Below are 12,531 nucleotides of genomic sequence, written 5' to 3' on the forward strand. Positions count from 1 at the left end.
GCGTCGATCTGGTGGTGATCTTCGGAATCGCGGCTGGCTTCGAGCGCCGCGAGCAATTGAGCGATCGCGGCCTGCTCGTCGGCACCCAGCAGGTCACCGTCGGCCTCGAGCGCGGAACGCGTCGCGAGCAGCATGCGCTCGGCCTCGACACGCGATTCGCGCAGGCTGCGCGCGCGCATGTCGGCCTCGGCGGTGCTGAAGCTCTCGGTCAGCATGCGCGCGACCTCGTCGTCGGACAAGCCGTAGCTCGGCTTCACGGTGATCGCGGCCTCGACGCCCGACACCTCCTCGCGCGCACTGACGCTCAGCAGCCCGTCGGCATCGACCTGGAAGCTGACGCGGATGCGCGCCGCCCCCGCCACCATCGGCGGCATGCCGCGCAGCTCGAAGCGCGCGAGCGAGCGGCAATCGCTGACGAGTTCGCGCTCGCCCTGCACCACGTGCAGCGCCATCGCGGTCTGCCCATCCTTGAAGGTCGTGAACTCCTGCGCACGCGCGGTCGGGATCGTGCTGTTGCGCGGGATGATGCGCTCGACCAGCCCGCCCATCGTCTCGAGACCCAGCGACAGCGGGATCACGTCGAGCAGCAGCAGTTCGTCGGCGCCGGCATTGCCCGCCAGCGCGTTGGCCTGGATCGCCGCGCCGAGTGCGACCACCTCGTCCGGGTTCAGGTTGGTCAGCGGCGCCTTGCCGAAGAAGCCGGCGACTGCCGCCTGCACCATCGGCATGCGGGTGGAACCGCCCACCATCACGACGCCCTGCACTTCGTCCTTCGCGGCCTGCGCATCGCGCAGCACCTTGCGAACGGCCGCCAGCGTGCGCGCCAGCAGGGCGGCACCGAGCGTCTCGAACTGCGCACGCGTCACGCGCACCGACAGCTCGCCGGACGACAGCGGACTGGCCAGCGTGGCGTGGTCGGAGGACGAGAGCTTCTCCTTCGCGGCGCGCGCGGCCACCAGCACCGCGCGCTTGTCCTGCGGCGTGTCGGCCTGCAGGCCCGCCTCGGCCAGCGCCCAGTCAGCCAGCGCGCGATCGAAATCGTCGCCACCGAGGGCCGAATCGCCGCCGGTCGCGACCACCTCGAACACGCCCTTGGTCAACTTCAGCAGCGAGATGTCGAAGGTGCCGCCGCCCAGGTCGTAGACCGCGTACAGCCCCTCGGAGCCGTTCTCCAGCCCGTAGGCGATCGCCGCGGCGGTCGGCTCGTTGATCAGGCGCAGCACGTTCAGGCCGGCGAGCTGCGCGGCATCCTTCGTGGCCTGGCGCTGCGCATCGTCGAAGTAGGCCGGCACCGTGATCACCGCGCCGAACAGGTCGTCGGCGAAGGTGTCCTCGGCGCRGTAGCGCAGCGTCGCGAGGATCTCGGCCGACACCTCGACCGGTGACTTCACGCCGTCGATCGTGCGCAGCTGCACCATGCCCGGTGCATCGACGAAGTCGTACGGGAGCTTCTCGACGTGCGCGATGTCGCGCAGCCCGCGCCCCATGAAGCGCTTGACCGAGACGATGGTGTTGGCCGGGTCGAGCGCGGCCTGCGCGAGTGCGCCATGGCCGATCTCGCGCCGCCCTTCGGGCAGGTAGCGCACGGCCGACGGCAGGATCACATGGCCGGCTTCGTCCGGCAGGCATTCGGACACGCCGTTGCGCACCGCCGCGACCAGCGAGTGCGTGGTGCCGAGGTCGATGCCGACCGCGATGCGGCGCTGGTGGGGATCGGGGGCGCCCCCCGGTTCTGAAATTTGCAGCAAGGCCATGGCGTCTATTGTCCCAGCGCTTCGAGGCGTTGATCGACATCGCCGGCAAAGCGCTCTACGAACATGAGGGCTCTGACCTGTTGCGCCGCGGCAGCCCACTCGTGGCGCTCGTCCAGCGTGGCCTGCAAGCCGGCAAGGGCCTGTTTGCGATGCGATGCCACTTCGTCGGCGAGGGCCTCGACGGCGGGCAGGTCGCCGGCATCATCGAGTGCCTCGCGCCACTCCATCTGTTGCATCAGGAAGCTGCCGGGCATCGCGGTGTTGTTCTCGGCATCGATCGCCGCGCCGTGCAGTTCGCACAGGTAGGCGGCGCGCTTCAGCGGGTTCTTCAGGCGCTGGTAGGCCTCGTTCACCCGCACCGCCCATTGCATCGCGACGCGCTGGGCCGCACCGCCCTCGCTGGCGAAGCGGTCGGGGTGCACCTCGGCCTGCAGTGCGCGCCAGCGCGCATCGAGCTCGTCGCGATCGAGCGCGTAGCGGCGCGGCAGGCCGAACAGTTCGAAATCGTCGCTATCGAGCTTCATGGCTGGATTTCAGGCAACAAAAAGGCGCGGCTTGCGGCCGCGCCTGGTTGGCAAGCGCTGGTGCGCTAGACGCGGAACGACTCACCGCAACCGCAGCGGTCTTTCTCGCGCGGGTTCTGGAACTTGAAACCCTCGTTCAAGCCTTCGCGCACGAAGTCGAGTTGCGTGCCGTCGATGTACGGCAGGCTTTTCGGGTCGACCAGCACCTTCACGCCGCGGTCTTCGAACACCGCGTCTTCAGGCGCCACGTCATCGGCGTATTCCAGCTTGTAGGCCAGGCCCGAGCAGCCGGTCGTCTTGACGCCCAGCCGGACGCCGACGCCCTTGCCGCGCTTGGTGATGTAGCGCGACACGTGGCGTGCCGCGGCTTCGGTCAGCGTGACGGCCATGGTCTCAATGCGTGGCGACAGCCGCAGTGGCAGACGCCGCTGCGCCGGTCTTGGCCTTGTAGTCGTTCACCGCCGCCTTGATCGCATCCTCGGCCAGGATCGAGCAGTGGATCTTGACCGGCGGCAGCGCCAGCTCTTCGGCGATGTGCGTGTTCTTGATCGACAGCGCCTCGTCGAGCGACTTGCCCTTGACCCACTCAGTCACCAGCGAACTCGACGCGATCGCCGAGCCGCAGCCGTAGGTCTTGAACTTCGCGTCCTCGATCAGGCCCGTCACCGGGTTCACCTTGATCTGCAGCTTCATCACATCGCCGCAGGCGGGCGCGCCGACCATGCCGGTGCCCACGGTGTCGTCGCCCTTTTCGAACGAGCCGACATTGCGCGGGTTCTCGTAATGCTCAACCACTTTTTCGCTGTAAGCCATTTCAGATTCTCCGTACTTCTTCAACTTCAGTGGGCAGCCCACTGAATCGTGCTGATGTCGATGCCGTCCTTGAACATCTCCCACAACGGCGAGAGTTCGCGCAGCTTCGCGACGCGGTCCTTCAGCGTCGTGACCACGTAGTCGATTTCCTCGGTGGTCGTGAAGCGGCCGATCGTCATGCGCAGGCTGGAGTGCGCGAGTTCGTCGCTGCGGCCGAGCGCGCGCAGCACGTAGCTCGGCTCCAGGCTCGCGGAGGTGCAGGCCGAGCCCGACGACACCGCGATGCCCTTGATGCCCATGATCAACGATTCGCCTTCGACGAAGTTGAACGACATGTTCACGTTGTGCGGCACGCGCCGCTCGGCGTGGCCGTTCAGGAAGGTCTGATCGATGTCCTTGAGGCCGTTGATCAGCCGCTGCTGCAGCATGCGGATGCGCTCGTTGTCGGCCCCCATCTCGGCGCGCGCGATGCGGTAGGCCTCGCCCATGCCGACGATCTGGTGCGTCGCCAGCGTGCCCGAGCGCATGCCGCGCTCATGGCCGCCACCGTGCATCTGCGCCTCGATGCGCACGCGCGGCTTGCGGCGCACGTACAGCGCGCCGATGCCCTTCGGGCCATAGGTCTTGTGCGAGGCCAGGCTCATCAGGTCGACCGGCAGCGCGGCCAGGTCGATCTCCACCTTGCCGGTGGCCTGCGCCGCATCGACGTGGAAGATGATGCCGCGCTCGCGGCACATCGCGCCGATCGCCGGGATGTCCTGGATCACGCCGATCTCGTTGTTGACGAACAGCACCGAGACCAGGATGGTGTCGGGGCGCATCGCCGCCTTCAGCTTGTCGAGATCGAGCAGGCCGTCTTCCTGCACGTCGAGGTAGGTCACCTCGAAGCCCTGGCGCTCCAGCTCGCGCATCGTGTCGAGCACGGCCTTGTGCTCGGTCTTCAGCGTGATCAGGTGCTTGCCGCGCGTCTTGTAGAACTGCGCGGCACCCTTCAGCGCCAGGTTGATGGATTCGGTCGCGCCCGAGGTCCAGACGATCTCGCGCGGATCGGCACCCACCAGCGCCGCGACCTGCTCGCGCGCCTTCTCGACCGCCGCTTCCGCCTCCCACCCCCACGCGTGGCTGCGCGACGCCGGGTTGCCGAAATGCTCGCGCAACCACGGGATCATCGCGTCGACCACGCGCTGGTCCACCGGCGTCGTCGCGCCGTAGTCCATGTAGATCGGGAAGTGGGGGGTCATGTCCATGGGAATCAGCTACGGCAGTAAGGCAGCGAAGGTTGGTTGGGGAGGCCTACTTCGAGAATGCGGCGCCGCCGAGGGCGAAGACCGAATTCGGGGCGGTGATCTTGATCGGCTTGACGACCGGCTGCGTCGAGATCGCGCGCTTGACCGGTTGCTCCTCGATCGAGATGCCCTTGGCCAGTTGCTCGTCGACCAGCTTGCGCAGCGAGATCGAATCGAGGTACTCGATCATCTTGGAGTTCAGGCTGGCCCACAGGTCGTGCGTCATGCAACGGCCTGAGTCCTCGCCCATGCAGTTTTCCTTGCCGGCGCAGCCGGTGGCATCGATCGGTTCGTCGACCGCGACGATGATGTCGGCGACGGTGACTTCCTCGGACTTGCGACCCAGCGAATAACCACCGCCGGGGCCGCGGGTGCTCTCGACGAGCCCATGGCGGCGCAGCTTGCCGAACAGCTGCTCGAGGTAGGACAGCGAGATCTGCTGGCGGGCGCTGATCGCGGCCAGCGCGACGGGGCCCGAATGCTCACGCAGAGCCAGGTCGATCATCGCGGTCACTGCAAAACGGCCTTTGGTGGTCAGACGCATGAAATTCTCCTAAGCCGATGGGCGGCCAACAATGTCAACGAAGCAGATGAGGGCGATTTCACGCTTGTCGAGTCCCCGCTTGCCTTCCCCGGGGTAACCCTCGGTTGATCCCGAGAGGATTACTCAAGTATAGATGAAACCTAGTTTTTTGGTCGGCAATGGACCTGAAAGTTCCGTAGCGCGCGTGGGGCTATTTCGATGGCTATTCCGACGGCTGTTCCGGCTGCAGCGACGCCAGGTGCCGGACCAGTCCGTCGCAGGCATCCTCGACCAGGTCGAGCACGTGGTCGAACCCGTCCGGCCCGCCTTGGTAAGGGTCGGGCACGACCGGACTCGAGAAGCGCACACCGTGCTGTGTCAGACGCCCCAACTTGGGGCGATGCTGTGGCGGGCAACGCCCTTCCAGTTCGGCGAGGTTGTCCCAGTCCATCGCCAGGATGAGGTCGAAACGCTCGAAATCAGCCCCCGTCACGACCCGCGCCCGCAGATGGGCGAGGTCGTAGCCGCGGCGCGCCGCATGCCTGACGGAGCGCGGATCGGGCGGCTCGCCACCGTGCCACGAGTGCGTGCCGGCCGAATCGACCGCGACCGCATCGCCCAGCCCGGCCGCGCGCAGCTTGTGGCGCAGCACCGCTTCGGCGGTCGGCGAGCGGCAGATGTTGCCGAGGCAGACCATCAGCACGCGCACCTGCGCCCGCACCGGTGGCTGCGTCATGCCTTGCGAGCGCCCGCCGCCGGCAGCACCACCACGTTGTCGGTGCCGGGCGCGCCGAACGCCTGTTCGCGCAGGTGGGCCAGCTGGTCGCGCACGCGGGCGGCCTTCTCGAACTCCAGGTTGCGGGCATGCTCGAGCATCTGCTTCTCGAGCTGCTTGATGCGCTTGCCGAGGTCCTTCTCGCTCATCGCCTCGACCTCGGCGGTCTCGGCCGCCTTCTTCAGGTCGTCCTTCGCGCTCTTCTCGCTGTAGACGCCGTCGATCAGTTCGCGGATCTGCTTCTTCACGCTGCGCGGCGTGATGCCCTGCTCCAGGTTGTGCTGGATCTGCTTCGCGCGGCGCCGCTCGGTCTCGTCGATCGCGCGGCGCATCGAATCGGTCATCTTGTCGGCATACAGGATCGCCTTGCCGTTGATGTTGCGCGCCGCGCGGCCGATGGTCTGGATCAGCGAGCGCTCGGCGCGCAGGAAGCCTTCCTTGTCGGCATCGAGGATCGCCACCAGCGACACCTCGGGAATGTCCAGCCCCTCGCGCAGCAGGTTGATGCCCACCAGCACGTCGAAGGTGCCGAGCCGCAGGTCGCGCAGGATCTCGACCCGCTCCACCGTGTCGATGTCGCTGTGCAGGTAGCGCACCTTGACGCCGTTGTCGCTCAGGTAGTCGGTGAGCTGCTCGGCCATGCGCTTGGTCAGCGTGGTGATCAGCACGCGCTCGTGGATCTCGACGCGCTCGCGGATCTCCTGCAGCACGTCGTCGACCTGGTGCGTGGCCGGCCGCACCTCGACGAGCGGGTCGACCAGCCCGGTCGGCCGCACCACCTGCTCGACCACCTGGCCGGCGTTGCGCTTCTCGAAGTCGGCCGGCGTCGCCGAGACGAACACCACCTGGCGCATCTTCTTCTCGAACTCCTCGAACTTCAGCGGCCGGTTGTCGAGCGCCGACGGCAGCCGGAAGCCGTACTCGACCAGCGTGGTCTTGCGCGCACGGTCGCCGTTGTACATGCCGCCCAGCTGGCCGATCAGCACGTGCGATTCGTCGAGGAACATCAGCGCATCGCCCGGCAGGTAGTCGACCAGCGTCGACGGCGGCTCGCCCGGCGCCGAGCCCGACAGGTGGCGCGTGTAGTTCTCGATGCCCTTGCAGTGGCCGATCTCCTGCAGCATCTCCAGGTCGAAGCGGGTGCGCTGCTCCAGGCGCTGCGCCTCGACCAGCTTGCCGTCCTTCACCAGCTCGTCGAGCCGCGTGCGCAGCTCGGCCTTGATGGTGTCGATGGCGGCGACCACGCGGTCGCGCGGCGTCACGTAGTGGCTGGACGGGTAGACGGTGAAGCGCGGGATCTTCTGGCGRATGCGSCCRGTCAGCGGGTCGAACAGCTGCAGCGWCTCGAYCTCGTCGTCGAACAGCTCKATGCGGATCGCGAGCTCGGAGTGCTCGGCCGGGAACACGTCGATGGTGTCGCCGCGCACGCGGAARGTGCCGCGGCTGAAGTCCATCTCGTTGCGCTGGTACTGCATGCGGATCAGCTGCGCGATCACGTCGCGCTGGCCCATCTTGTCGCCGGCGCGCAGCGTCATCACCATGCGGTGGTAGTCGCTCGGGTTGCCGATGCCGTAGATCGCGCTGACGGTGGCGACGATCACCACGTCGCGCCGCTCCAGCAGGCTCTTGGTGGCCGACAGCCGCATCTGCTCGATGTGCTCGTTGATCGAGCTGTCCTTCTCGATGAACAGGTCGCGCTGCGGCACGTAGGCCTCGGGCTGGTAGTAGTCGTAGTAGCTGACGAAGTACTCGACCGCGTTCTTCGGGAAGAACTCGCGGAACTCGCTGTACAGYTGCGCCGCGAGCGTCTTGTTGGGCGCGAACACGATGGCCGGGCGGCCCATGCGGGCGATCACGTTGGCCATCGTGAAGGTCTTGCCGGAGCCGGTGACGCCCAGCAGCGTCTGGTAGCTCAGGCCGTCCTCGATGCCTTCGGCCAGCGCGGCGATGGCGGTCGGCTGGTCGCCGGCCGGCGGATACGGCTGGAACAGCTGGAACGGCGAGTCGGGGAAGGCGACGAACTCGCCTTCGACGGGCTCCACCACCGGCGTGTCGGCGAGCAGGATGTCGGGGCCGCCCTGCGGCGCCTTCGGTGCCAACTTCGGTGCCAGCTTCGGTGCGGTTCGTGCTGCCTGTTTGGGTGCCGAATTTCGGGGCAGGTCGGCCATGGCGATTAAAATCCTCGGGTTTTCCTGTACCGGAAGTGCACAGGGAAATCGGCAAGCCTAGCCCAAATCACGCATCCGCTCTACTGACAAGGACTGTCCATGACCTCGCTGTTCGCCGCTGTCGAAATGGCACCCCGCGACCCCATCCTCGGCCTGAACGAGCAGTTCAACGCCGACCCGAACCCCGCCAAGGTGAACCTGGGCGTCGGGGTCTACTACGACGACAACGGCAAACTCCCGCTGCTCAAGTGCGTGGCCGAGGCCGAGCGCCAGATGCAGGAGTCGCCGAAGCCGCGCGGCTACCTGCCGATCGACGGCATCGCCGCCTACGACAAGGCCGTGCAAGGCCTGGTGTTCGGCACCGACAGCGCTGAGGTCGCCGCCGGCCGCGTCGCCACCGTCCAGGGCCTGGGCGGCACCGGCGGGCTGAAGATCGGTGCCGATTTCCTGAAGCGGGTGAACCCCGGCGCCAAGGTGCTGATCAGCGACCCGAGCTGGGAAAACCACCGCGCGCTGTTCACCAACGCCGGCTTCGTGGTCGAGAGCTACCCGTACTACGACGCGGCAAAGCGCGGCGTCAATGTCGACGGCATGCTGGCCGCGCTGAACGCGGCGCCGGCCGGCACGGTGGTCGTGCTGCATGCCTGCTGCCACAACCCGACCGGCTACGACATCACCCCCGCCGACTGGGCGAAGGTGATCGAGGCCGTCAAGGCGCGCGGCCTGGTGGCCTTCCTCGACATGGCCTACCAGGGCTTCGGCGAAGGCATTGCCGAAGATGGCGCGGTGATCGCGCAGTTCGTCGCCGCCGGCATCGACTTCTTCGTCGCGACCTCGTTCTCGAAGAGCTTCTCGCTGTACGGCGAGCGCGTCGGTGCGCTGAGCGTGCTGTGCGCCACCCAGGACGACGCGACCCGCGTGCTGAGCCAGCTGAAGATCGTGATCCGCACCAACTACTCCAACCCGCCGACGCACGGCGCCCAGGTCGTCGCCACCGTGCTGACGACGCCGGCGCTGCGCGCGATGTGGGAGGAAGAACTGGCCGGCATGCGCGTGCGCATCAAGCAGATGCGCACCGCGCTGCTGCAGAAGCTGCAGGCCGCGGGCATCCAGCAGGACATGAGCTTCATCACGCAGCAGAAGGGCATGTTCAGCTATTCGGGCCTCAACAAGGCCCAGATGGAGCGCCTGCGCAACGAATTCGGCATCTACGGGGTCGATTCGGGCCGCATCTGCGTCGCGGCGCTGAACAGCAAGAACATCGACGCGGTGGTCGCCGCGATCGCCAAAGTCAGCTGAAACGACATCTGCTGTCACACAAGTGACAGTTCGAGAGAAGGCCGCACCATTCTGGGCGGCCTTTTTGCCTTTATTCCGGGTTTGCACCAAAGCAGTCCACGGGCACGATGTGCATCGCCTGCCTAGAATGCTGCAACGCACAACTTGTGTGAAAGCCTTGTGTGAAAGCGATTCCGCGAAGCGGTCGCAAAGGAACCCAGAATGCTGTACCAGTGGTATGAAGCCCAGCGCGCGCTGTTGAGCCCGTTCTCCGAATTTGCCAGCGCCTCCTCCAAGCTGTACAGCCACCCGCTGTCGCCGTTCGCGCACACGCCGATGGCGCAGCGCGTGTCGGCCGGGCTGGATCTGGTGCACCGGTTGTCGAAGGAATACGAGAAGCCGCAGTTCAACATCACGTCGGTGCGCGTCGGTGAGGTGGATGTCGCGGTGCAGGAGCAGGTGGCGCTCGAGAAGCCGTTCTGCCGGCTGCTGCGCTTCAAGCGCTTCACCGACGATTCGCCGGCGCTCACGCTGATGAAGGACCAGCCCACCGTGCTGGTCGTGGCGCCGCTGTCGGGCCACCACTCGACGCTGCTGCGCGACACCGTGAAGGCGCTGCTGCAGGACCACAAGGTCTTCATCACCGACTGGACCGATGCCCGCATGGTCGACCCGGCCGCCGGCCCGTTCCACCTCGACGACTACGTCGAATACGTGCAGGAGTTCATCCGCCACGTCGGGCCCGAGTGCAACGTGATCTCGGTGTGCCAGCCGACGGTGCCGGTGCTGGCCGCGATCTCGCTGATGGCCAGCCGCGGCGAGCCCACGCCGCGCACGATGACGATGATGGGCGGCCCGATCGACGCCCGCAAGAGCCCGACGGCCGTCAACAACCTGGCGATGAACAAGAGCTACGACTGGTTCGAGAACAACGTCATCTACCGCGTGCCGGTCAACTACCCCGGCGCCGGCCGGCGCGTGTACCCGGGCTTCCTGCAGCACAGCGGCTTCATCGCGATGAACCCGGACCGCCACCTGAAGTCGCACTACGACTACTTCATGGACCTGATGCGCGGCGACGACGACAACGCCGATTTCCACCGCACCTTCTACGACGAGTACAACGCGGTGCTCGACATGCCGGCCGAGTATTACCTCGACACCATCAAGACGGTGTTCCAGGACTTCGCGCTGGTCAACGGCACCTGGGAGGTGCGTGGCGAACTGGTGCGCCCGCAGGACATCACGACCAGCGCGCTGCTGACGATCGAGGGCGAGCTCGACGACATCTCCGGCGCCGGCCAGACCAAGGCGGCGCACGAGCTGTGCACCGGCATCCCGAAGGCGCGCCAGTTCCACTACGACGTCGAAGGCGCCGGCCACTACGGCATCTTCTCGGGCCGCCGCTGGCGCGAGAAGGTCTACCCGGAAGTGCGCAACTTCATCGCATCACACCAGCAGGCGGTGAAGGTCGCCCGGCCGGCGGCCCGCAAGACGGCCGCACGCAAGGCAGCCTGACGACGGCGTCGTGGACCGGGACGCACTCGCCGACCTCATCGACGCCGCCCTGCCGCAGACGCAGTGCACGCGCTGCGGCTACCCCGACTGCCGCTCGTACGCCGAGGCCATCGCCGCCGGCGACGCACCGATCAACCAGTGCCCGCCGGGCGGTGCCGAGGGCATCGCCCGGCTGGCACGCCTGACCGGCCGGCCGGCACCGGCGCTGAACCCGCTGAACGGCCACGAAGGGCCGCGCCGCCTCGCGGTGATCGACGAGGCCTGGTGCATCGGCTGCACGCTGTGCCTGAAGGCCTGCCCGGTCGATTGCATCGTCGGCGGGCCGAAATCGATGCACACCGTGATCGAGCCGCTGTGCACCGGCTGCGAGCTGTGCATCCCGGCCTGCCCGGTCGATTGCATCTCGCTGGTCGATGCCAACCCCGGTGACGCGGGCCGCACCGGCTGGGACGCCTGGAGTCCGGCGCAGGCCGACGAGGCGCGCGAGCGCTTCGATTTCCACCGCGCGCGGCTGGCCCGTGACGAGCAGCAACGCCAGGCCCGCATGGCCGCCCGCAGCGCGGCGCCGGCGGCGGCCGTCGGCGAGGTGAGCGTCAAGAGCAGCGTGATCGAGGCCGCGCTGGCCCGGGCGCGCGAGCGCAAGGCGCGTTGAAGCTGTCTGTCAGTCAATTCCTACAGCTGAATCAGCGCCGTCCTATCCGCGCCCTGCCCCGGCACCGACGATCGCTCCGCGAGGCCCCGCCTACGCTTGCAGCACACCAACCGGACACCGCAAGGAGTTGCAATGAACCGCGATCGCATCCAGGGCCAGTGGAAGCAAGTCAAGGGACAGGCCCGCGAGCATTGGGGCCGCTTCACCGGCAACCAGAACGACGTCGAGCACGGTCAACGGGAGCGCCATGCCGGCAAGATGCAACGCACCTACGGCATCCGCCAGGACGAGGCCCGCGAGCAGATCCGCGAGCTGCAGTCGCGCTACTAGGCGCCCCTTCGAAGGAGACCACGATGCGCACGCATTGGGCAACATGGCTGGCCGCACTCGCCGTGGCGATGACTCTCACCGGCTGCGACAAACTGGGCTCGGGCACACCGAAGCCGACGACCAACAGCTCGCCGGCCGCCAGCGCGCCCCCCTGATTCCGCCGCGGGGCTGACAAAATGGCCGGCAATGAACGCCGACCAGATCCAGCCCTTCTTCGCGACGCTCCAGGCCGCCAACCCGCAGCCCAACACCGAGCTCGAGTACACCAACGTCTTCGAGCTGCTGGCCGCGGTGCTGCTGTCGGCCCAGGCCACCGACGTGGGCGTCAACAAGGCCACGCGCAAGCTGTTCGCCGTCGCCCCGACGCCGCAGAAGATGCTGGCGCTCGGGCTCGACGGCATCACGCAGCACATCAAGACGATCGGGCTCTTCCGCAACAAGGCGAAGAACCTGCTCGAGACCTGCCGCATCCTGATCGAGCAGCACGGCGGCGCGGTGCCGCGCACCCGCGAGGCGCTGGAGGCGCTGCCGGGCGTCGGCCGCAAGACCGCCAACGTGGTGCTGAACGTCGCGTTCGGCGAGCCGACGATGGCGGTCGACACGCACATCTTCCGCGTCAGCAACCGCACCGGGCTCGCGCCGGGCAAGAACCCGCTCGAGGTCGAACTCGGCCTGCTGAAGCGCGTGCCCGAGGGCTACCTGGTCGACGCGCACCACTGGCTGATCCTGCACGGCCGCTATGTGTGCCAGGCGCGCAAGCCGCTGTGCTTCGAATGCGGCGTGGCGGCGTACTGCGATTCGCGGCCGGGCGGGCCGCATCCGATCTACCCCGAAACGCGCGCGCCGTAGCCCGGCGCCGCCGGCCACTCGGCGGCGCGCGCGGGCGTGACGCCGTCGCGCAGGCAACGGG

The 12,531-nt window shown here is 67.5% G+C and carries 14 protein-coding genes; 6 read left to right on the plus strand and 8 right to left on the minus strand.

What is annotated here, in order from left to right; translation table 11 throughout:
* The 8 genes from hscA to uvrB form a co-directional block, all read right to left on the minus strand.
* Positions 1-1,754 (minus strand): Fe-S protein assembly chaperone HscA (gene hscA, locus AC1DXV_RS23740; protein ID WP_477935840.1); only part of this gene is annotated, 1,754 nt, incomplete at its 3' end.
* 5 nt (positions 1,755-1,759) lie between these two features.
* Entirely contained in the window at positions 1,760-2,278 is a 519-nt protein-coding gene (gene hscB / locus AC1DXV_RS23745; protein ID WP_477865355.1) for a Fe-S protein assembly co-chaperone HscB, read from the minus strand.
* A gap of 65 nt (positions 2,279-2,343) precedes the next feature.
* Positions 2,344-2,667, minus strand: a complete 324-nt coding sequence (iscA, locus tag AC1DXV_RS23750) for an iron-sulfur cluster assembly protein IscA (protein ID WP_073467653.1) — start codon at positions 2,665-2,667, stop codon at positions 2,344-2,346.
* Between the two features lie 4 nt (positions 2,668-2,671).
* Entirely contained in the window at positions 2,672-3,091 is a 420-nt protein-coding gene (gene iscU / locus AC1DXV_RS23755; RefSeq protein ID WP_477865360.1) for a Fe-S cluster assembly scaffold IscU, read from the minus strand.
* Positions 3,092-3,117: 26 nt separating this feature from the next.
* Positions 3,118-4,332 carry an IscS subfamily cysteine desulfurase gene (locus AC1DXV_RS23760; RefSeq protein WP_477865361.1) on the minus strand — a complete coding sequence of 405 codons (1,215 nt, stop codon included), beginning with the start codon at positions 4,330-4,332 and terminating at the stop codon, positions 3,118-3,120.
* 52 nt (positions 4,333-4,384) lie between these two features.
* The gene (locus tag AC1DXV_RS23765) at positions 4,385-4,921 is read right to left on the minus strand and encodes a Fe-S cluster assembly transcription factor (protein WP_047594513.1); all 537 of its coding nucleotides are present in this window, start codon (positions 4,919-4,921) and stop codon (positions 4,385-4,387) included.
* Positions 4,922-5,123: 202 nt separating this feature from the next.
* Positions 5,124-5,636, minus strand: a complete 513-nt coding sequence (locus AC1DXV_RS23770) for a low molecular weight protein-tyrosine-phosphatase (protein ID WP_477865356.1) — start codon at positions 5,634-5,636, stop codon at positions 5,124-5,126.
* On the minus strand, positions 5,633-7,843 hold the full coding sequence (gene uvrB / locus AC1DXV_RS23775; protein WP_477935842.1) for an excinuclease ABC subunit UvrB: 2,211 nt from the start codon (positions 7,841-7,843) through the stop codon (positions 5,633-5,635). Before uvrB ends, AC1DXV_RS23770 begins: the two co-directional genes overlap by 4 nt.
* Positions 7,844-7,942: 99 nt before the next feature.
* On the opposite strand from uvrB, the gene AC1DXV_RS23780 reads away from it, so the two are divergent.
* From AC1DXV_RS23780 to nth, 6 genes are all read left to right on the plus strand, one after another.
* A complete protein-coding gene (locus tag AC1DXV_RS23780; protein WP_477865357.1) occupies positions 7,943-9,142 on the plus strand; it encodes an amino acid aminotransferase in 1,200 nt (399 codons plus the stop codon).
* 201 nt (positions 9,143-9,343) lie between these two features.
* Positions 9,344-10,639 (plus strand): polyhydroxyalkanoate depolymerase, encoded by a 1,296-nt coding sequence (locus AC1DXV_RS23785; protein ID WP_477865358.1) that lies wholly within the window; start codon positions 9,344-9,346, stop codon positions 10,637-10,639.
* Between the two features lie 10 nt (positions 10,640-10,649).
* The gene (gene rsxB / locus AC1DXV_RS23790) at positions 10,650-11,291 is read left to right on the plus strand and encodes an electron transport complex subunit RsxB (RefSeq protein ID WP_477935844.1); all 642 of its coding nucleotides are present in this window, start codon (positions 10,650-10,652) and stop codon (positions 11,289-11,291) included.
* Between the two features lie 132 nt (positions 11,292-11,423).
* A complete protein-coding gene (locus AC1DXV_RS23795) occupies positions 11,424-11,621 on the plus strand; it encodes a CsbD family protein (RefSeq protein WP_477875162.1) in 198 nt (65 codons plus the stop codon).
* A 23-nt stretch (positions 11,622-11,644) separates the two neighbouring features.
* Positions 11,645-11,776: a hypothetical protein gene (locus AC1DXV_RS23800; RefSeq protein ID WP_477935846.1), complete on the plus strand. Its 132-nt coding sequence runs from the start codon at positions 11,645-11,647 to the stop codon at positions 11,774-11,776.
* Between the two features lie 31 nt (positions 11,777-11,807).
* Entirely contained in the window at positions 11,808-12,470 is a 663-nt protein-coding gene (gene nth / locus AC1DXV_RS23805) for an endonuclease III (RefSeq protein ID WP_477873995.1), read from the plus strand.
* The last annotated feature ends 61 nt before the right edge of the window (positions 12,471-12,531 follow it).

The organism is Rhizobacter sp. P3_C12 (genome assembly GCF_056402735.1).